Genomic DNA, 21045 nt, shown 5'->3' on the forward strand with positions numbered 1-21045 from the left:
TTGATCTAAAAGAATTATTTATTATCTGTCTACTTTACTGCTTTGCTTTTCTGCAGCGGTCACCTCATCCAACTTGCGCTGGGCCTCGCTCTTCAAATCTGCATTTAAGCTATTTTCTACAATGCTCTGGTAAGTTGCCTTAGCATTGAAATAGTCTTTTTGCTTGAAATAGATATCACCTAAAAGGATATAGGCTTTTGTTACCCAGAAATCATAAGAGCCAGACTTGTTGATCACTTCAAAAGCCGCTTTTTCAGCATCTGCAAAACGACTCAGCGTAAACCAGCTATTGGCAATTTCATAACGAGCTTCAGCAGCTAAGGCCCCTTTATTTACGCTCACTACATTTTTAAAGGAGTTGATAGCCACATCATATTCGCCTTTGATCTGAGATGATTTACCAATGGCCATATTGGCCAAAGATTTATCATCGGCCGTACTACCCTTTTGTACTACAAGGTCTTTTGCATTCTCAACAGCCTCAGCCCATTTTTGCTGCTGGTACTGGCTACGAAGCAATCCGCGCATAGCCTCCAGTTTGGTTTCCTGGTTGGCTGTTAAGTTCTTTAACTGGGCAAAGTATTTTTCAGACTCTGCATAATTTTTGAGTTCAAAGAAATTGATACGGGCTGCCGCTAATACAGCACGATCAGCAAAACGGTTGGGAGACCTTTCAGCCACTACGGCCAAATGGCTCATAGCGTTATTCCAGTCTTTACGCTTGTTGTAGATATCGCCTGCATAGAAATGAGCATCTACAGCATACACGCCTGTAGCAAAGCGTTGCAGGTATTGCTCAAAACCACTTAAGGCAGCATCGGTATTACCATTTTGAAATTGCAGTTCTGCAGCCGAATAGGTCAGAGAATCTTCAGCACTTACTGAAAGAGGCTTGCCTGCCTGGCGCGCTATATCGACATATTCATTTGGCTTACCTTGCTCTTTATAAATGTTCTTTAAGTTATCCAGTGCTTCATCAGCCTCTTGAGAGTTTGGATAATTATTAATTACTTGTCTGAATTGAGCAACCGCTTCATTTTGGCTATTCATATTGAAATAAGCAATACCTAGCTTCAGAAAAGCTTGTGGTTTCAGACTCGTATTCCCTCCTGCTTTAGTGATATTGTTCAAATAAGGAATTGCCTCACGGAAACGCTCTTCTGCCAGATAGGTATTGGCAATTTCCATATTGGCATCCATCACCAATGAGGAATTAGGGAACTTCCTGATCACCGTATTCAGTGCATTAATTTTTTCTGTTGAATTATTAATACCTGAAATCATGGCTTTTTGATAGGTCGCATAGTCTTCAGCCGGCCATGAGAAGCGAATTATATTATCGTACATAGTTTTAGCCTGTGCGTAATTGCGACTCATAAAATAGGCATCTGCTGTACGCAAATACGCGTCCTGCGTTAAGACATCGGAGCTTAACGAAACGTTTTTAGCTAATGGCTCAAAGAAGGTTTTAGAAACGGCATAGTTCTCTTTGCGGTGGTAAGCATAACCCAAATTGTACTTAACTGTACGCTCGTTAGCTTCGCCGCTGGTTGGAGCACCGGCATTTAAATAGGCGTAATAATACTTGATAGCATCATCAATATTGTTATTGCGATAGGCCAACTCTCCTTTCCAGAAATTGACAAATGGTAAAACAGGAGCATTATTGGGATCCTTCAATGCTTTATCCAATAAAGCATCCGCTTCTGCCAAACGGCCATCATTAATCAATTCAGTTGCTCGTCCAAATAAAATGCGTGGATACAATCGCTTAGTGTTAGCGGATGGATATTTTAAGCTTTCCAACAAGGTCATTGCCTCACGATAGTTATTGGTATTAGTCAATGCCCCTACCAATAAATCGGTTGCTTCTTCATTATATTTTGAGTCTGGATAATCATTTATAAAAGAACGCAAGCTTTTTAGTGCCTCGTCCTGGTATCCAAGTTCATAAGAAAGCTTCGCATAGTTAAAGCGGGATATTTCTCTTTGCGTAGGGTTGCTATTATTTACCGATGAAAACAGAAAGGCATTACGAGCGTCGCGGCGTTGATTGGTTTTTAAATAGGAATCGCCCAGCAAGTACATAGCATGCTGACTTAATGAATCTTCTTTACCGCTTAACTGCTTAAAGCCCTCAATAGCTTTTGTGTAATTATTAGCCTGGTAGTACGAATAAGATAACTCGTACAGATCCTCACGACGCACCTTTTCGGCCTTGGCTACATAGGTTTCCAAATAAGGAGCTGCCTTTGCATACTCTTTACGTTCAAAATAGGCATGACCTAACAATTGCTTCAGCTCTAACTCATATTGTTTGGCTTTGCCTTGCTGTATTTTTGCTTCAGCATATTTCACAGCTTCCTCCTTACGCCCTTGAACATAATAGATCTGGGCAATGTAGTAAGGAACTACATCTTCATAAAGCTGTTGATTTTCAACTACCTTAAATGATTCCAATGCTTCCGTATAGTTACGATCCCTGAAAGCAATAAAGCCATAGTAATAGTTAGCATCGATGTAATTGGGATCGTCCTTCATTTGGCGGATGGAATTCAACAATGGCTTTGCCTGTGCAAACTGCTTTAAGTTGAAATAGGAATATCCCTGATGAAACTTCATGTCCGCGATCTCGCGGTTATTTAGGTTAGCAATATTAGTCGCCTCATATAATGAAACTGCTTCAGCAAACTGCTGTTTGCGAAAACGATACTCCGCCAGGTGGAAATTCATCATTTGCACACGAGCGTTATTCTTTGAGGTGGTAATATATTGAAGGGCATCGTATTCTGCCCTATCTTGATTTTGTTGTAAAGCTGCTACGGTAACATAATAGTCTATTTCCTGTGCCATTAAGGCATTATTGACACGATCTGTTTCTTTTAAGGATTGTTGAAGTTCTTTTAATATAGGATAAGCCAGATTGTATTGTCCTTTCTGAAAGTACTCCTTTGCCATTTCAAATCGCTCATGTGGATTCTTAAAAATAGCATGCTGTTGGGAAAAGCCAGCATATGTAAGAGCGCTGAAAGAAAGGACCAAACCAATTTTCTTCATAATAAAGCCTTTAGCCGTTGCAGATAACGTTTTGATAGGTATAAATATTTTACCCATCAACAAAATGACTTCCAAAGAAAAGGAAAGTTTCTTTGGCTTAATCTATTTAACAAAATATTGTTAAGTTGTTTTTTTACGTAATAAAACAAATTCTATTGTATCATTGCCGCGGAAATATCCTGATATGAAACAACTATTCAGTACGAAGACTTCTGATTCTGCTTTTTCCTTTGGCATGCTGGTATTGAGAGTATGCGCCGGTATATTAATTTTAGTCAATCACGGATTGGATAAGTTGATGCATTTTGCTGAAAAAGCACCTCGTTTCGCTGATCCCTTTCATATAGGTTCCACAACTTCATTAGCCTTAGTTGTATTTGCCGAATTCTTTTGCGCAGCCTTTGTCATTCTTGGCTTATTTACGCGTTTGGCAGCATTCCCATTAGTTATTGCTATGGGCGTAGCCTTATTTTCAGCAAATAGCGGCGCCTTCTTTGGCAAAGGTGAAATGGCTGCCCTGTACTTAACCTGCTTCTTAGCCATCCTTGTAATGGGACCTGGCAAAGCTAGTCTTGATCGTTTTGTTGGAAAATGATTTGGATAATGGTGAGTGAGGTAAGACGAGAGAAAAGGTCCACGGTCGACAGACGACAGTCCACAGAAGGAAAAACATTAATCAGTAAGGCATAGGCCAACACACAAACCAGAAGATCAAACAGCATTCCATAAAAAAAGCACTTCGTTGATGGAGTGCTTTTTTTATGGAATGTTTCTTCCTTCATTAAACATTGATTACTGATAATTGAGGATTGTAAATTTCCTCCTCCCTTTATCCTTTTTTGTTCACTATTCCTTTTCTTCTCGTGGCAGGCAGCCCAAAGTTCTCATACACGATTATAATCAGCCTTCCAATTTTGAATGGCCCGCTTGATATCATCATTGCTCAAGCTTTCATCAATGGCCCGTTGCGCCAATTTTGGAAATTCTGCATCTGAAGCAAAACGTAAGGCAATGATCTGCCCCATACGAAGGCGCGCATCCAATGGTTTGCCTGTTAAGATATAATGGCGTAAATTTTCTTCTACACGAATGACTCGATTTTGTGTCTTTAAAGCAAATATCCTTGCATGAAAGAAGGCGCTGATTAACAAAAGCGTCAATACCAATATCAGCGATGCGGAATATACAGTTTCAGAAGAAGCGTGAACCAAGTTTACAATAGCTCCAACTAGAACAATTGCCGAAACTGGAATAGAAATAAAATGATAAGAAGGTGAAAAACGACGATGATTTTTATAGTTCTGGCTCATATGTATTATTTAAATAAATAGCTTACTGATCTTTATTTTTAGTTTATTTTTTCACGATTGTCGTTTTAGCTTTCACAATAACTTTCCTTACTTTAAAACGTCCAACACCTTATACATTTTTTGTATGAGTGAAGATGCAGAACCATTATAGTTATTAACCAAAAAGGAAAAAACATATTCAGTTCCGTCTTTAGCCTTATGGTAACCACAATATGCCTTTACGCCTCTAATAGTGCCGCTTTTCATTTTCATACCATTGTATTCAGGTAATGACAAATAATATCCGCTATACCAAGATTGCTTTTGAGCATGTTGCAAAACGGTTACTTGTGCATGTGTAGTTACCCTATTAAGGGGAGATAATCCAGAGCCATCAACCATATTCAGTTCTATGGCTTCTATGCCCTTCCCTTTCCAGAAATCTCTCACCAGATCTACTCCTTCATCAGTGTCACCCATGCCTTTCTTTTGAAACGCAAAGGTTTTGACCAAGGCTTCACCATACAGGTTGATACTTTTCCGGTTAAACCAGTAAACAATGCTGTCCAGAGGAGGCGATACCTCTGTATGAATAACCGTACGTTTTGTATCATCGCCATAAGGGTTGTCTACGTTTTTGTAACGGTTTTCTAAAGCGAAGTGTTTTAAACTATCATCAATCGTTGCTGTAAACTGATAATTGGGATCTGGTAAGGCTCCGGAAATTGTAAAGTTTGTTTCGCCTGCTGGAATCGTTCCCCTGATCACTCCTTTTCCTTCATCAAGCGGGAAATAGATATAGGCATTATCGCCAGAGCCTTTTGCGCCTGCGGTTGCTTGTGACTCCAGGCTATACCGGTATAACCAAGGCTTTGTTTTTTCAACAACTACTTTACTACCAACTGCAGCGCCTGATGAAAGAAAAAGATCATATTGGTTTTCACGCCAGTTTAGTCCGGTAGCTCCTGCCCCATAATAATTAGCAATATCCTGCCAGATCCAACCATCTGGAATGGCTTCCGTATTCCATTTCCGATTATCAACTGTTATAGCAGCATAACTCTTAATGCCTGCTTTTTTTACTGCATTGACTATACGTGAGGCGACCTGATCTTCTTTTGTCTGCAGCCAACGCCAACTTCCTAAAGTAGGATCGCCAGAAGGTGTAATGATCAAACGGCCCTGTAATACTCCATTTATAATTGGGTTGGCATATGATAGTTCTGTTTTATAAGTAAAATCTTTACCTAAAAGTTCATACGCAGTTGCACTTGTAATAATCTTTTGCGTAGAAGCCGGTGCCAAACCTATCCTACTGTTTTTATCAAATATTACGTTGCCAGTCTTGCTTTCGATAACATATAATGATGATAGAGCACTCCGCAATTGGGTATCATCTTCAAAGTTTTTAAAAGCCTGCGCCAGACGTTCGTTCACTGTTTGTGCACATACAGTAGTAGTAAAACCACAAATGATCAAAAGGGACAGAATACGTTTCATAACATTCGGTAACATTGTGCTAAAATTAGTTCTTCCTTATAAATATAAATGCATGCGCTCTATTAATGCCTCCATCATCACCATCGGAGATGAACTATTGATTGGTCAAACGATAGATACCAATAGTGCTTTTATTGGGCAGTCGCTGAACAAAATTGGCATCTGGTTAAAACGACGCGTAGCCGTGGGCGATGTAAAAGATGAAATTTTAAATGCCTTACAGGAACAAAGTAAAAACAATGATATCATCATTATTACTGGTGGCTTAGGACCTACTGCAGATGATATTACCAAACCTGCTTTATGTGAGTATTTTAATTCCAGTCTCATTGTTGATGAAAATGTGTTGCAGCATGTCACCAACATATTTGCCCGCTTCAATCGCCCTATGATTGAGCGCAATGCCAAACAAGCTGAAGTACCGGATAATTGCCTTGTATTACACAATGAACGTGGCACTGCTCCAGGTATGTGGTTTGAAAAAGATGACGTAATCTATATTTCGCTTCCGGGTGTACCGCATGAAATGAAAGGGCTGATAGAGCACCAAGTAATACCAAGATTATTACAAAAGTTGGAATTACCTGCTGTATCGCATCGAACACTATTAACAGCAGGCCAGGGAGAGTCGGTTATTGCTGACAAACTGACCACATTTGAGGCAGCTTTACCTTCTCATATAAAACTTGCCTATTTACCAGCCTATGGCATGGTACGCTTACGACTTACAGGTCGCACTAATGATGCTTCCACATTGGAAATTGAATTAGGTGAATACTTTGATCAATTAAAAGGCCTGGTTAACGAATGGATGGTGGCTGACAAGGATATAAGTATAGCGGAAGCCATCATACAGCTTTTTAAAACTAAGGGAAAAACGCTGGCTACAGCTGAAAGCTGCACGGGTGGGTATATAGCACACCTGATCACATCTATTGCAGGTTCTTCAGCCATTTATAATGGCAGTATTGTTAGTTATGCTAACAGCGCAAAGGAAAATCTTCTGGGTGTGGAACCAAGTACCTTGCAAGAATTTGGCGCTGTTAGCGAGGAAACGGTTCAACAAATGGCTCAAGGCGTATTAAAAGCCATGAGTACCGATTATGCCATTGCCACTTCCGGCATTATGGGGCCTGATGGAGGATCGCCCGAAAAGCCGGTGGGTACTGTTTGGATCGCCGTTGCCAATAAGGAGCGCACAAAGGCCATAAAGCTCCATTTTCGCTTTGATCGTCAACGCAATATTGAGCTTACAGCCCACACGGCACTTAACTTATTACGCCTATTTATCTTAGAAGAAGAAAAGGAGTAAAAGCGATTAATCTGGCTTTCCTTATTTTTGACGGCCTGAACCATGATTTGGTTTGACGGAAGCGATTGCTTGCTTTATTATAAACTCGTCCTTCAAAACAAAGGAGCCAATATATTTGCGCTCTTTAATCAGGGTTCTTAAGCTGATTACAAACTAAAAAAAACGACAAACAACTATAATTGTATGGCTACTGTAGACCTGGTAATGCCTAAGATGGGCGAAAGCATTATGGAAGCGACCATTCTAAAATGGCATAAGCAAGTAGGCGATCCTATAAAAATGGATGAAACCGTTTTGGAAATTGCAACTGACAAGGTGGATAGTGAAGTTCCTTCAACCGCAGAAGGCGTATTAGAGGCAGTTCTGTTTAACGTAAACGATGTTGTACCTATTGGAACTGTAATTGCCCGCATTAAAACTGGCGCTGCGGCTTCAACTTCTCCTGCTCAACCAGCACCTCAGCAACAAGCTCCAAAACAAGAGGCAACAATTAGCCAACCCCAGGCTCAAGTTCAACAAACAGCTCCTGCTGCACCTACTGCTTCAGGATCAGCCAATCGCTTTTACTCTCCTTTAGTGTTAAATATTGCAGCACAGGAAGGTGTTAGCATGACCGAACTGGAAAACATTCCAGGTACAGGTAACGAAGGCCGTGTAACTAAGAAAGATATCCTGCAATATGTAAGTGATAAAAAAGCTGGCAAGGTTAGTACACCTGCTGCTAAACAAGAAGTTGGCAGTCAAAAGGCTTCTGCGCCAGCTACTGTTAACCAACTACCCTCTGTCAGCCAACAGCCATCAACTACGACATACTCTGGCAATGTAGAAATCATTGAAATGGATCGTATGCGCAAGTTGATTGCCGACCATATGGTGCGCAGTAAACATACCAGCCCTCACGTAACATCTTTCACTGAGGCAGATGTTACCAACCTGGTTATGTGGCGCGAACGTGTTAAGAAAGAATTTGAAAAGCGTGAAGGCACTAAGATCACCTTTACGCCACTTTTCATTGAGGCAATAGTTCGTTGTATTAAGAAATTCCCTCTGATCAATAGTTCTCTGGACGGCTCCAACATTATTGTTAAGAAAGATATCAATATTGGGATGGCTACCGCCTTACCAACCGGCAACCTGATAGTACCTGTGATCAAGAATGCAGATCAGCTTAACCTGGTAGGATTGGCTAAACAAGTAAATGGCTTGGCTGATAGCGCACGCAACAACAAGTTGAAGCCTGAAGATATTGCTGATGGCACTTTCACATTAACCAACGTAGGCACTTTTGGCAGCTTAATGGGTACGCCTATTATCAACCAACCTCAAGTAGCCATATTAGCTGTAGGTGCTATTAAAAAGCGTCCTGTAGTTATAGAAACACCACATGGCGACAGCATCGCAATTCGTCATATGATGTACCTGTCTATGAGCTACGATCACCGTATTGTAGATGGCAGCTTAGGCGCAACCTTCCTGACAGCAGTTGCCAATGAATTGGAAAACTTTGATTTGAAGAGAAGTATCTAGAACTAGGATTACCAGGATAAAAATGGATTAGTAGGAAATAGTTGGATAAAGAAAAGGCTGCATAAAAATGCAGCCTTTTTGCTTAAAACAGCTCGTGCTAAATGAAAAATTATATTGTTACGTATTGCTTTTGCAGTTCGGCTTTAACTCCTTTCTTCTCTGCTTTTTTACCTACCCAACGCAAACCCTTTTCCAAAACAGATTGCCATCCAGGCAAGTTAGACTCACTTAAAGTTAGCAATATAGCCAAATGATCTAATGTAGACGGTATCCCTTTCTTTGTGCATTTCCCATCTCTTGCGAGCCCATATGCAATTTGCAAGGATTCTTCAAAGCCCCGACAGCCCGGGTTTATGGTTACAGTAAAGCGACACGATTCGTTTGATTCATTAAAGAAGCGGTGAAGATCATAAGATTTGGCTGTGATCACATCCCCAGGATAGAGTGTATGAATAACCTTACCTACCTGCACCTTCAATTCTCCTTCTATACACTCAAATCGTTCCTCATAAGCTTTGTGATAATGTATACCATTGCCACCGCCTGCAGCCAAAATAACATCTACTAATGTATACTTACCGTTTGTTTCTTCGGTTGTTTCCAGGAAAGTGACGTAGTCTTTTTGAATTGGATTATAAATAGTCCTTGATTCGCTCATGTTAAGGTATTTTGGAATACAAACATGCTACGCGGAATCAGCAACCGCAATAAAGAAAGGAACAAGCTGCCCAAATCAGGGCATGAATCGTTTATTTTCCAAAATGACCCACTTTAAACGAGTACTTCTTCCCTTTTCTGTTAATAATAAAAAGGTCGCCGTATTGAGTTTCCGGGAGATCCTTTAATTGTGCCTTTGGATAGAATCGATTCACCAGATCGTCAACCGTATTCGAGTGCCCAACAATCAATACATTACCTTTTGGCAGTGTCTTTACTTTTGAAACAAAGGAAGTATCTCTATGATCATAGGTTTGAATACTGACACCAATGGCCTCACTTAAAGGCTGTGCTGTTGACTTAGTGCGTAATGTATTTGTTGAGTAAATATGTTTTATTTTTTTGTCCTGCAGCTGCGATTTTAATGCTTCAGCACGTTCTTTACCAGCTGCAGACAAAGGAACATCACTTGACATATTCGCAGTTTGCGTCTCCTTCTCAGCATGTCTAACTATAAAATAGGAAGTGGTAGAACAGGCTTGTAACAAACAAGCCACCAGAAGTAAGAATGTGAATCTTCTCATAAAGCAGAACTTTTTCCAAATCTAAGCTTCTTTATAATTGGCTTTTTTTTTAAATTAGGTTTTATAAAATCTGGTGTACTATGAAGCAATTGTCAGAAACCTGGTTTGCCGAAGGATATATAGATTTTGAGTTGAAGAAGTATACACTATTAGCCTACTTGCAGGAAATACATAAGTACTTCAATGAAAACAAACTATACCCACAACTCTCCGATTTGATTTTCCACTATAACAATCTAGTAGCCTTCCGCGAAAACAAAAAACATCTCCAAGAGCATTTTCCCAAAAAACTAACGGGCCTACAACTTGAAAAACTTCAAATGCTTTACGAACAAATGATAGAAGATGATGCCTTAATGCAGGAGCTTGAAGAAATCATTTATTATTCGGCCGACGAAATGAAAACAACCATCAGCAACGGTGCTGAGATCTATGAGTATGTAGAAAACACACTTACAATTTTGCCTGTAGGCTTAGTACCGCTGGATAGTCATGAAGGATATTTCTTTTTGAGCACTGGAAACGCCCACTCAACACGTGTTTATCAATACCGGCTCTCCATTTTTGAAAAGCACGACGAACGATTCAGAAGTATGCAAACTGCCTATATCGATATCATGAAGCGCAGCATGATCAATACATATGAAAGCATAAAGTATGAACTGATCAAAACCCGTAATGAGCTTCCCAATCCGGCTGTGTATAGTATTGAAACTGAGCTTCAGTTTCCTGTTGAAGAAACGTTGCTACCAATTGCCAAGCGCAGTTTGGTGAAGTTTATTACTACAGCTGCTTAGAACTAGGATTAGAAGGATGGGGAGAAAAGCTGCGAGTTATGAGCTGTGAGTTACGAGAAGAGAAAGGGAATTAGCTGATTAGATGATGTGCCAATTAGCTGATGGAGGACAGATTACAGTTGACAGGAGGAAAGTTTGCAAAGGATAGTTGAAAAGTTTACAAGTTGACTGGTTGACAAGGAGGAATTTTCTTAATCTAACGATTACTTATAAAAGAAAAGCTGGCCTGTAAAGCCAGCTTTTCTTTTATTCTTTGAATTGCTGTTTAGCGAACTAAGATTGGAAGCATTATAACTGAAGGGGTGCTACTTTATAGTCAACGATTTCTAAGCCCCATTCTTTTCCTTTCTTCACAGCAGGCACACCCTCAACCAGCCATTTGGCAGGCTTCTCTCCTTTCAACAACCAATCGAAATATTGCTGCTGACGGATTTGGATATCTTTTCTGTTTTTGCGTTCTACCAGGTTATGCGCTTCACCATTATAGTTCAACAACCAAACCGGCTTTCCTAAACGACGCATAGCTGTAAAGAACTCAATACCTTGATACCAAGGTACTGCACCATCAGCATCATTGGACATTATCACCAGTGGGGTTTTTACTTTCGGCAATTGGAATAAAGGTGAGCTTTCAATATACTTATTAGGTGCTTCCCATAAAGTGGCGCCAATACGGCTTTGTCCTTTTTCGTACTGGAACTGGCGGTTATTACCGCTTTCCCAACGGATACCACCATAAGCACTGGTCATATTTGCTACTGGTGCACCCGCCCAAGCGGCTTTAAACATAGAGGTTTGTGTAATTAGCGCCGCTACTTGGTAGCCACCCCAACTTTGCCCTTGAATAGCCATATTCTTAGCATCTACCCAGCTATTTTTTGCTAATGCCTGTGCGCCGCTAACAATATAATTATAAGCATCTTTACCGGGTTGTCCCTTTGTATAAGTAATATCAGGAGCAAACACCAAGTAACCACGGCTTACATAAAATGGAATGTTTAAGCGGCTTGGTGTTGGGCTTGGTGCATTATAGTTATACAAACCATCACTAAGCTTTTCATAGAAGTAAATGATCATTGGATATTTCTTCTTAGGGTCAAAATCTTCCGGCTTATATAAAATACCTTCAGACTGTTTGCCTGTAAAGGTCTTCCAAGTAAACAATTCCGCTGTGCCCCAGTTATATTGTGCCTGCTGTGGATTCAACTCACTAAGCTTGGTTGCTTTATCACCTACCTGTACATACAAATCAGGAGAACTTGTATAGCTTTCTTTTGTATAAATAACAGCAGGTGCATCCTTTGCCTTTGCTAATAAATTATAATTATAAGCGCTGGTTTCAACTACTGGATTTAACACCACCTGGTCAGTTAAAATGCCTTGTACTAAACCAGCTTTTTTAGTAGTTTCATTTTGTACGCGGAAGTAAAGTGGTTGCCCCGTTGTAAAGAAACGCTCTTCATTATCCAATCTAACATAACGATAAACGTCTTTCTTAGAGCGGCCATTACCTGTAAGATTTACAGGCTTTTGTTTACCTGTAGGATCAAGGCGCCACATATCATAGCGATCATATACATAGGCAAAGCTGTCATTCTGATGCCATGTAAAAATACCATATGGGGAAGGGTCACTTGGCACATCGTTCTCTTCATTGTATAAAGGAACTTTCATACCGGAAGTGATATTTTTCAGGGATTGACCGTCCCAAGCCCAGTAGTTGCGGTTTTTATTATCATAAAGCACAATGTACTTGCCCGTATACGAGGAAAAAATCTGTCCACTATGATTCTTCTTCACCAATGTCATTTTACCTGTGGCTACTTCTAAAGCATATACATCCTTTAATGTATTACCACTCCATTGTGAGGCTACTCTGCGACCCGTGTCAGTTACGGCAATAAAGTATTGACCATCTCCTTGTGCTGTTTGGTAAATAGTAGGAATATCTTTAGATCCCAAAGGCTCCATCTTATTTAGGGTAAAGTCATATACGGCCAGGTAACTACGCTTCAGGTCATTTTGCAGATTGAACAATTGCTGTGTTTGCAAGTAATCATCGTTATAATGCCACACATCCACCTTAACCAAATCGATATCAATCAGTGAAGTATCTTTTGGAGCAACAATAGGCGCTGTTCCAAAGAAGAGACGATTGCCATTTTTGCTGAAGGTAATGGTACCATTTTCACTAACTGTATTACCGATCCTCATTCCACACGATTTCTTATCAACAATAAGGGTAGCACTATCATCACCTTCATTGTAAACATACAACTCATAAAAACGCTGTAAAGCCTTAGCACTGGTATCGCGTTCCGCTACAAAAGCAGCTCTGTAACCATCTTCTGAGAAGGTAAACCCTTTGAAATCGTTTCCCCCTTTCAAAATCGTATCCAGCTTACCGGATGCCAGGTTGTAAAGAACAACCGCATTTTTGCTATTAGCATCGCGTGCTGACTTACTAACCCGCATCATCAATTTCTTTCCATTGGGGCTAAATGTATAATCCACTACGTTCTTGAACGTCTTATCCTGGCTAGAACCTAAACGTTTTAACACCAGGTCGCTACCGTCAGTTGTTGTTGAATTACCTGTTGGCTCGTCATCTGCATCAACCATATCTCTATTGCCACCTTTGATATTCTTTAACTCCGTAACCAAAAGCATCAAGGAATCCAGTGATCGCTTTAAGCTATCAACTGTTTTTTGTGTAGGTGCTGATGGTTTTGAAGCTACCGGCTCTTTTTCCTTTTGGAATGCTACCCATCCAGCAGCTTTCTGAGGTGTTTTGAATGATTTTATCTTAGCCGTTTTCCAAAGATTATCTTTTCCTAACTCCATAATAGCAATAGAGTCCTTTGGAAAATCTTCCGGCTTTTTCTTTTTAATACGAGCATCCCGGGTATCCTTGAAAAAAGGTTTGATCTTAAATACCACAAAACGGCTGTCTTCTGTAATTACAGGATTATAGCCACGTGGCACCATTTTCTTGACAGCGGAATTCGCACTGGATTGAATAACCAATTCAGCATCACCTTCCTGAGGGGTAACGGTATACACCACCCATTTTCCGTCATTACTAATTGTGCGCTCGCCTATACTTTGCCATCCATCATAAACCGAGTGGTCCAACGGCTTTTTCTGGGCAAAGAGAAAAAGAGGAGAAATAAACAAAGACAGTAAAACAGTTCTCATATACTATGGTATAGCTTGATGCATAAAATTAAGGGAAAGCATAATGTAATTGAACACGGATTGGAAGATTATACTGTTTTCAGTTGAATAGGCTGGTAAGGGAAATCTAAAAAATTAAATGTCGAAATCCCAAATGGTAGCGACAAATTCTAAATAACAAAATCCAAATTCCCAATTCCAAATTCCCAATTCCAAGAGGAAAGAGCTATAGGTGCTAGTGCTTTTTCATCACTATGCGGGCGGTGTGTAGGGCTACGGCTAAAATGATTAATCCGAAACCAAGATAGAACCAGTTGTTGAATACTTCGTTCTCATGAAAGATAAGAAAGGCTAATAAAATTCCATATACAGGCTCCAAGGTCAAGGTAAGATTCATAGTAAAAGCCGATATGTTCTTCAGGGAGCGTATATACAAAAAGAAAGTAAAAATGGTACACACCCAGCTCAATATCACCAACCATAGCCAATCCAAAGGTGCCGGTTTAGCCAAAGGAATATGAAACAAATAGTTATAAACCGGCAATAAAATACTGAGACCAACAAAACCTCCCGTTAATTGATACAACGTAATGCTTTTGGGTTCGTAGGTATCGATCATTTTCTTATTAAGCACGGATACAATTACCGTCAGAAGTGCAGAAATCAAACCAATAATAATCCCAACAGAAAAATTGAGGTGGGTGTTATAGATCACTACAATTCCTGCAATGGCAAATAGCCCCAAAAGGATCTCAAAGGGATCAAATCGTTTCTTTAGCACCAATGGCTCCAGCAATGAGGACAACAGCGCTGAAGTAGACAAACAGGTGAGCGAAATGGTTACGTTAGAATACTTGATACTGCCATAAAAGCAAACCCAATGCAACGCTTGAATAGTTCCAATAAGACCTATGTAAAGAATGGATTTAGTAGGAAGCTTTTGAATCTTTTTCTGTAGGCCATATAACAGCCATAAACTAGCCACTGTAATTAACAAACGGTACCATACCAACCAAGTTTCGCTTAAACTGATTAAGCGGCCAAGCACACCCGTAAAGCCCCATAGGAATACAGCAGCGTTTAGTTGGAGTAAGGCTTTCTTCATCGGTTGGGAATAGTAGACTTTAGTAAGTTCCTGTGTCTATAAGTTTAAATGTTTACGAGTTTACATGTTCGCCGTAAGAAAGCAATCGTTCTATATATAATCAACAAATCTGTGGTCACTCCTATTATGCCTTAGCATGTGTCTTTTTAACACGTCTACGATAATCCTTGAATAAACTGGACCAGCGAAGATTAATTACACCCAACACACCTTCTTTGATAATGCCTTTACTCATTTTAGATTCACCGAATTTTCGGTCTTCAAACTGAATAGGCACTTCTATTATACGACACCCCAATTTCCAGGCAGCATATTTCATTTCTATCTGGAAAGCATAGCCCACAAATTGGATGGCATCGAAGTTAATGGCTTCTAAAGCTTGCTTTTTATAACAAACAAAGCCAGCTGTAGGATCCATTACAGGCATCCACAAAATCAAACGTGTATAAAGGGATCCACCTTTGGAAAGGGCTATTCGATTTTTTGGCCAGTTCTTTACGCCACCACCTTTTACATAACGTGAGCCTATGGCAACATCGGCCCCCTCTACTTTACAAGCATGGTATAAGCGAGGGAGATCGGCAGGGTTATGGGAGAAATCGGCATCCATTTCAAAAATGAAATTGTAACCTCTTGCCAGCGACCATTTGAAACCATGGATATACGCAGTACCTAAACCCAACTTACCTCTACGCTCCTCTAAAAAAAGTGAATTTGGGTATTGGCCTTGCAACTCTTTTACAATTGTTGCAGTGCCATCGGGTGAACCATCATCAATGACTAGCACATGAAAATCCTGCTGGAGATCATGTACCGCCCTTATGATCTGGGCAATATTCTCCTTCTCATTATATGTAGGTATGATAACAATCTTCTCCAAAAGGGGTAATTCTATTTTTTCTTTAACATGATGCGAGTGTAGATCTCGGTTAGCTTTTGTTTCGTATTCATGGGAAACTCACCTTTCATCATCCAATCGTAATACTGAGGCTCCGCTTTGAGCACATCAGCAATAGTGCGTCCTTTATGTTTACCAAAGTTGAAAACCTCTTCACCTTTGTCATTATAAGCAAAGCGACGGGCAAAGTCAATGATCGTATCATCGCCAACAGCCTTGATAATTGAATCAATGCTGTTGCCAAGCTGCGGATAGCGATCTACCTGAGCTGACAGGATTTCAGCAGTAGCTGTTGCATCTACTTCAGCTCCATGTGCACCATCCAGCTCCTTATTGCAATAAAAACGGTAGGCAGCCGACAGCGTACGTTGCTCCATTTGGTGGAAGATCTTTTGTACATCTACCACTTTCCGGTTTTTCATATCAAAGTCCACATCGGCACGGATAAACTCCTCTACCAGTATGGGCATATCTAGGCGATAGGCATTATAAAAGGATAAGTCACAACCGTCAAGAAACTGTTTGATCTCTTGCGCAGTTTGTTTAAAAGTAGGCGCATCTTTTACCATTTCATCCGTAATGCCATGAATCTCACTGATATTCTTGGGAATAGGCATTTGCGGGTTAATGATCTTACGTTTTACAGTACGGTTACCATCTGGCAGATGCTTAATAATGGCAATTTCCACGATACGGTCGGTAGACACATTTGTACCCGTAGCTTCTATGTCAATAAAAGCCAAGGGCTTCTTCAGTTGTAACATTCCTCTGGGTTATATAAGTGGTAAAGGTAAAATATTGTTGTTTTCCAAGTCGTTAATATTATCCACCCACCTTGGTAATGTGTTTGGCAAAAGCCTCTACATCCATTCCATCATAGTTTCCAGAGCTCATAAGCAGCACTACTGAATTGTCAAACTGGCGTTCTGCCAACCATTGCTCCAACTCCTGCTTCTGATTCAAGACCTGAAGATTCTCTTTACCAAAACCGGCTTTAACCATCTCTTTTTTCAACTCCGGCATCCGTTTAAGCTCTAAGGCGTGTTTACTGTAATACACAGCTGCCTCTTCAGCCACATTTAAAACATCTTTGTATTCTGTCATAAACTGCTCATTCAAACTACTATACGTGTGTAGCTCAAGCAGGGCAACCAGCTTACGATCAGGAAATTGTTCTTTTACCGCATCAATAGTTGCTTTCACTTTGGAAGGTGCATGCGCAAAATCGCGGTATACTGTAGTTGTATTATTCTTACTGAGTAACTCCAAGCGTTTGGCCGCCCCGGTAAAACTTCCAATAGCATGGACAAAGGCTTTAGCTGATATCCCTAACTGCTTACATACCAGCCAGGCCGCATGCATATTCAGAAGGTTATGGTTGCCAAATACTTTTAAAGCGGTTTCTTCCCCTTCTATACACACACGTGTTTCACCATTGCTGATGGTATACGATGGAACAGAATATGGATAGTAATGAATATCCTTGCGGCCTATAGAAGCCACTAAGTCTTTTAACGTTTGATCGCCTTCATTATAGATCAAATATCCCTCTGGCTCTATTTTATTGATGAAAATGCGGAACTGCTCCAGGTAGTTGTCAAAAGTGGGGAACACATTAATATGATCCCAGGCAATACCGGTTAGGATAGCTATATGAGGGAAAAGAAAGTGAAACTTTGGTCTTCTTTCAATAGCGCTGGCCGGATATTCATCTGCTTCACATACAATAATGGGTGCATCAGTAATATCTACCGACTGGTTAAAACCTTCCAGACGAGCTCCCACTAAGTAATCGAATGATTTACCAGCATTCTTTAGCACATGCATCAGCATGGCAGTTGTGGTGGTTTTGCCATGGCTTCCACCTACTGCTACTCTTGTTTTATTTTGACTTTCCTTATAGATATACTCAGGGAACGAATAAATAGGTAACCCCAACTCCTTTGCCTTTATTAGCTCCGGATTATCAGCCTTTGCATGCATACCCAACAGCACGGCATCCAGAGCCCCTGTAATTCGCTCTGGAAACCAACCGATTACACTGGGAAGAAGCCCTTCCTTTTCCAAGTTAGACTTGGCAGGCTCAAAAATTTCGTCGTCACTACCTGTAATTTGGTATCCTTTTCGCTTTAAGGCTATAGCAAGTTGGTGCATAACACTGCCGCCGATTGATATAAAATGGATATTCATTATGCTTTGTTAAGTAATTTTCAAGGCTAGTTGCAATTTCCCTACCTCTTTTCCACCTTGGAGTAAAGAAATGTAGAGATGGGTGTTTACATTTTCTACCTTTGTAAAATATCTGGCAAAATAAACCGTTTTACAACAAACCCTTTTTGCAATGAAGAATAAAATTTTTGCTTTCGTTCTTTTACTATCTACTGTAGCTGTTATGAGTTCTTGTGCGAGCTCTCGCAGTAAATATGGCTGCCCTGCTACAGCATACCAGTATAAGGCAAAGCATCATATTTAATTAGGATCACTTTTTAATTCGTATAGTATGTCATGGATTGCGTTAACCAGCGGGGCCCAGCTGGATGAAATTGTGAAAAAATCGGCCGAAAAGACACAAGTAATCTTTAAACACAGTACTCGATGCTCTATCAGTTCCGTTGCCCAACAACGGCTGCAAAAGGGTAAGCTTCCTGAAGATATAGACTTCTATTATTTGGACTTATTGTCGTATAGAGGTATATCTAACCAAGTGGAAGATACGTTTAAGGTTCATCACGAATCTCCACAGGTTTTGGTTATTAAAGATGGCAAGTGCGTTTATGATGAAAGCCATTTGGCGATATCGATGGACGAGATCGTGGATCAAGCTAAGGCGGCGTAGCAGCGCGGCAGAAGCCGGGCTCGTGAATGGTGAGTGGTGAATAATAAGTAACCGGCACACAAAGCCAGAAGATCAAATTCTCTTACATTATCAAAGCACTCCGATGGTGGAGTGCTTTTTCTATTTATTGACATTTCTATTCTTCTCTCATCTTTCTTCCATTATCAGCTAATTGACACATCCGCTAATCCCCTCCTTTTCTCCTTTGCTCTGTGCGAAATTATATAGCGAAGCGCCGGCCACCAGGCCTGGTGCACGTTGGGCATCGTTTTAACATTTCTCTAAAACCATTGATTTTACAGCGTTTACATCAATCTTATTGTATTTAGATAGTGTAATTCTCCCAAAAACTTGTTTCCCTACCTTTTTAGTATGGTAATATCTTTAAAGGAGAAATTATGGTGAGGCGGATGTTTATTAATTCCCGATAACCTGAACATATATTCATATAGCAAGCAATCGTTCCGTCCGCTGTGTCTACAGTGGACTTTTTTATTTTATCACCTAATCAAAACCCTATAGTATGTTTAAAAAGCTGGAAGCTACGTTCCAACGGCCACTGATCAGCCTGAAGTTCAGCAAGACCGGAGCGCTACCCTTTATCATCCTTTTTGTATTGGTTTGGCTCTGTTTAAAATTTCCCAGCCTCCCTGCCGCTATCCCTTCCTTTCCATCGATCAGCGCCGCCGATACAGCCTGGATGCTTACCGCAACCGCATTGGTCTTAATTATGACGCCGGGACTTGCCTTCTTTTATGGCGGCATGGTTAGCAGAAAGAACGTGTTATCTACCATGCTTCAAAGCTTCATTTGCATGGTAGTTATTACTGTACTATGGGTCACCGTTGGATTTAGTTTAGCTTTTGGTGATTCTATTGGTGGTATCATTGGTAATCCTTCCAGCTTTTTTATGATGAAAGGTGTAATGGAAGGAGCTCCCTGGAAATTAGCTCCTACGGTGCCGTTGATCGTATTTGTGTTCTTCCAGCTAAAATTTGCCATAGTAACACCAGCACTGATCACTGGCGCCTTTGCTGAGCGGATACGCTTTACTTCCTATTTAGTATTTATTTGTTTATTCTCCTTATTCATTTATAGTCCGCTAGCACATGCCACCTGGCACCCGGAAGGTATCCTTTTCAAATGGGGTGTATTGGATTTTGCAGGTGGTACTGTAGTGCATATGAGCGCTGGAGTAGCCGCTTTGGCCAGCGCACTTTATATGCGCATGCGCAATGAGCCTTCGCATAACCCTGCCCGTATTACGTATGTATTGCTAGGCACGGGTTTGCTTTGGTTTGGCTGGTTTGGTTTCAATGCGGGTTCCGCCTTCGGTGCTAATAGTTTAGCCAGCATTGCATTAGGCACAACTACAACCGCTTCTGCAGCAGCAGCATTAGCATGGGTAGCGTTCGATGCCATGCGTGGCAAAAAGCCTTCGGCTATGGGTACCTGTATTGGTGCAGTAGTAGGCTTGGTGGCCATTACGCCTGCGGCAGGCTTTGTTACTATTCCTCATTCTATTGTTATTGGAGTTTTTAGCAGTATTGTCAGCAACCTGATGGTAGAACTAAGAACACGAACTTCCTTAGACGACACACTGGATGTGTTTCCATGTCATGGTGTAGGCGGTATCATGGGCATGTTATTAACGGGCGTATTTGCTCATAAAAATATTAATAGCGCTGTGACTACCAACGGGCTCTTTTATGGAGAAAGCAAGCTCTTTATTGTACAGTTACTGAGCATGCTAGGTGTTTTTGCGTTTGTGCTTATTGGAACAATGATCCTCTTAAAAATTACAGATGCAATTACCCCACTAAGGGTTAGCAAACGCGAAGAAAGCCTAGGCCTTGATAGGACACAGCATGGCGAAAGACTGTAAGCAACGCGAGGCCTCGCACGCCCCAGCCCCTAAATGGGAAAAGGCCTATGCGCAAAAGATCAGACACTCTTATAAAACAAAACCACTCCTTTACCCGGAGTGCTTTTTATAGGGAAAACCAAAATCCTTCTAATTAAAATTATCCTATTCCTTCCTCCTAATTCTTTAATCTCCCCAATTCCTTCACTTCTTCCTTCATCATTCCTTGTTCCTTGTTCATTATTCCCTTGTTACTTGCCTGCTACTCCTACGCTCCTTCATAGCTACGCCCCTGTCCCTTCATAGTTACTCCGTATGGAAGACTAGGTTACTCCGTATGGAAGCCTACTTAACTCCGTATCTCACCCGTACCTCGGCCGATCCTTCGGCCGATCCCTCGGCCCCTACCACCCCCATACCTTAACCGTATGTCGTCACTTGA

The 21045-nt window shown here is 40.8% G+C and carries 16 protein-coding genes; 6 read left to right on the top strand and 10 right to left on the bottom strand.

Annotation, left to right across the window (positions count from 1 at the left end; translation table 11 throughout):
* Positions 1–21: 21 nt before the first annotated feature.
* Positions 22–3057 (bottom strand): tetratricopeptide repeat protein, encoded by a 3036-nt coding sequence (locus SY85_RS04780; RefSeq protein ID WP_066409374.1) that lies wholly within the window; start codon positions 3055–3057, stop codon positions 22–24.
* A gap of 184 nt (positions 3058–3241) precedes the next feature.
* On the opposite strand from SY85_RS04780, the gene SY85_RS04785 reads away from it, so the two are divergent.
* Positions 3242–3652: a DoxX family protein gene (locus tag SY85_RS04785; protein WP_066402048.1), complete on the top strand. Its 411-nt coding sequence runs from the start codon at positions 3242–3244 to the stop codon at positions 3650–3652.
* A 289-nt stretch (positions 3653–3941) separates the two neighbouring features.
* Here SY85_RS04785 and SY85_RS04790 read toward each other — a convergent pair whose 3' ends face one another.
* Both SY85_RS04790 and dacB read right to left on the bottom strand, forming a co-directional pair.
* Positions 3942–4367 (bottom strand): DUF6526 family protein, encoded by a 426-nt coding sequence (locus tag SY85_RS04790; RefSeq protein WP_066402049.1) that lies wholly within the window; start codon positions 4365–4367, stop codon positions 3942–3944.
* An 87-nt stretch (positions 4368–4454) separates the two neighbouring features.
* Positions 4455–5846: a D-alanyl-D-alanine carboxypeptidase/D-alanyl-D-alanine endopeptidase gene (dacB, locus tag SY85_RS04795; RefSeq protein ID WP_066402050.1), complete on the bottom strand. Its 1392-nt coding sequence runs from the start codon at positions 5844–5846 to the stop codon at positions 4455–4457.
* Positions 5847–5898: 52 nt separating this feature from the next.
* Between dacB and SY85_RS04800 the strand changes: the two genes are divergently transcribed.
* Positions 5899–7158: a competence/damage-inducible protein A gene (locus SY85_RS04800; RefSeq protein WP_066402051.1), complete on the top strand. Its 1260-nt coding sequence runs from the start codon at positions 5899–5901 to the stop codon at positions 7156–7158.
* 183 nt (positions 7159–7341) lie between these two features.
* A complete protein-coding gene (locus SY85_RS04805) occupies positions 7342–8685 on the top strand; it encodes a dihydrolipoamide acetyltransferase family protein (RefSeq protein ID WP_066402052.1) in 1344 nt (447 codons plus the stop codon).
* Between the two features lie 109 nt (positions 8686–8794).
* Here the strand turns inward: SY85_RS04805 and SY85_RS04810 are convergent, their stop codons facing one another.
* Together SY85_RS04810 and SY85_RS04815 are read right to left on the bottom strand one after the other, a co-directional pair.
* A complete protein-coding gene (locus tag SY85_RS04810) occupies positions 8795–9343 on the bottom strand; it encodes a cupin domain-containing protein (protein WP_066402053.1) in 549 nt (182 codons plus the stop codon).
* A 91-nt stretch (positions 9344–9434) separates the two neighbouring features.
* Positions 9435–9926: a SixA phosphatase family protein gene (locus tag SY85_RS04815; RefSeq protein WP_066402054.1), complete on the bottom strand. Its 492-nt coding sequence runs from the start codon at positions 9924–9926 to the stop codon at positions 9435–9437.
* A gap of 80 nt (positions 9927–10006) precedes the next feature.
* Here SY85_RS04815 and SY85_RS04820 point away from each other — a divergent pair, with 80 nt between their 5' ends.
* On the top strand, positions 10007–10723 hold the full coding sequence (locus tag SY85_RS04820) for a hypothetical protein (protein ID WP_066402055.1): 717 nt from the start codon (positions 10007–10009) through the stop codon (positions 10721–10723).
* Between the two features lie 288 nt (positions 10724–11011).
* On the opposite strand, the gene SY85_RS04825 is transcribed toward SY85_RS04820, so the two are convergent.
* The 5 genes from SY85_RS04825 to SY85_RS04845 all read right to left on the bottom strand — a co-directional run bounded on the left by SY85_RS04825 (position 11012) and on the right by SY85_RS04845 (position 18093).
* Positions 11012–13921, bottom strand: a complete 2910-nt coding sequence (locus SY85_RS04825) for a S9 family peptidase (protein ID WP_066402056.1) — start codon at positions 13919–13921, stop codon at positions 11012–11014.
* Positions 13922–14135: 214 nt separating this feature from the next.
* On the bottom strand, positions 14136–15005 hold the full coding sequence (locus SY85_RS04830; protein ID WP_066402057.1) for a DMT family transporter: 870 nt from the start codon (positions 15003–15005) through the stop codon (positions 14136–14138).
* 124 nt (positions 15006–15129) lie between these two features.
* On the bottom strand, positions 15130–15885 hold the full coding sequence (locus SY85_RS04835) for a polyprenol monophosphomannose synthase (protein ID WP_066402058.1): 756 nt from the start codon (positions 15883–15885) through the stop codon (positions 15130–15132).
* Positions 15886–15896: 11 nt separating this feature from the next.
* Complete coding sequence (locus tag SY85_RS04840) at positions 15897–16667, bottom strand: 3'-5' exonuclease (protein ID WP_066402059.1); 771 nt, start codon at positions 16665–16667, stop codon at positions 15897–15899.
* A 58-nt stretch (positions 16668–16725) separates the two neighbouring features.
* Entirely contained in the window at positions 16726–18093 is a 1368-nt protein-coding gene (locus tag SY85_RS04845) for a UDP-N-acetylmuramate--L-alanine ligase (RefSeq protein ID WP_066402060.1), read from the bottom strand.
* Between the two features lie 310 nt (positions 18094–18403).
* Between SY85_RS04845 and ytxJ the strand changes: the two genes are divergently transcribed.
* Positions 18404–18739: a bacillithiol system redox-active protein YtxJ gene (ytxJ, locus tag SY85_RS04850; protein WP_066402061.1), complete on the top strand. Its 336-nt coding sequence runs from the start codon at positions 18404–18406 to the stop codon at positions 18737–18739.
* 523 nt (positions 18740–19262) lie between these two features.
* Entirely contained in the window at positions 19263–20624 is a 1362-nt protein-coding gene (locus SY85_RS04855; protein WP_066402062.1) for an ammonium transporter, read from the top strand.
* Positions 20625–21045 lie beyond the last annotated feature (421 nt).

The organism is Flavisolibacter tropicus, assembly GCF_001644645.1.
GTDB classification, from domain to species: Bacteria; Bacteroidota; Bacteroidia; order Chitinophagales; family Chitinophagaceae; genus Flavisolibacter; species Flavisolibacter tropicus.

Bases quoted from the DNA above. Each gene is read 5' to 3' on its own strand.
- SY85_RS04780 (WP_066409374.1), bottom strand. From the start codon at position 3,057: ATGAAGAAAATTGGTTTGGTCCTTTCTTTCAGCGCTCTTACATATGCT.
- SY85_RS04785 (WP_066402048.1), top strand. From the start codon at position 3,242: ATGAAACAACTATTCAGTACGAAGACTTCTGATTCTGCTTTTTCCTTT.
- SY85_RS04790 (WP_066402049.1), bottom strand. From the start codon at position 4,367: ATGAGCCAGAACTATAAAAATCATCGTCGTTTTTCACCTTCTTATCAT.
- dacB (WP_066402050.1), bottom strand. From the start codon at position 5,846: ATGAAACGTATTCTGTCCCTTTTGATCATTTGTGGTTTTACTACTACT.
- SY85_RS04800 (WP_066402051.1), top strand. From the start codon at position 5,899: ATGCGCTCTATTAATGCCTCCATCATCACCATCGGAGATGAACTATTG.
- SY85_RS04805 (WP_066402052.1), top strand. From the start codon at position 7,342: ATGGCTACTGTAGACCTGGTAATGCCTAAGATGGGCGAAAGCATTATG.
- SY85_RS04810 (WP_066402053.1), bottom strand. From the start codon at position 9,343: ATGAGCGAATCAAGGACTATTTATAATCCAATTCAAAAAGACTACGTC.
- SY85_RS04815 (WP_066402054.1), bottom strand. From the start codon at position 9,926: ATGAGAAGATTCACATTCTTACTTCTGGTGGCTTGTTTGTTACAAGCC.
- SY85_RS04820 (WP_066402055.1), top strand. From the start codon at position 10,007: ATGAAGCAATTGTCAGAAACCTGGTTTGCCGAAGGATATATAGATTTT.
- SY85_RS04825 (WP_066402056.1), bottom strand. From the start codon at position 13,921: ATGAGAACTGTTTTACTGTCTTTGTTTATTTCTCCTCTTTTTCTCTTT.
- SY85_RS04830 (WP_066402057.1), bottom strand. From the start codon at position 15,005: ATGAAGAAAGCCTTACTCCAACTAAACGCTGCTGTATTCCTATGGGGC.
- SY85_RS04840 (WP_066402059.1), bottom strand. From the start codon at position 16,667: ATGTTACAACTGAAGAAGCCCTTGGCTTTTATTGACATAGAAGCTACG.
- SY85_RS04845 (WP_066402060.1), bottom strand. From the start codon at position 18,093: ATGAATATCCATTTTATATCAATCGGCGGCAGTGTTATGCACCAACTT.
- ytxJ (WP_066402061.1), top strand. From the start codon at position 18,404: ATGTCATGGATTGCGTTAACCAGCGGGGCCCAGCTGGATGAAATTGTG.
- SY85_RS04855 (WP_066402062.1), top strand. From the start codon at position 19,263: ATGTTTAAAAAGCTGGAAGCTACGTTCCAACGGCCACTGATCAGCCTG.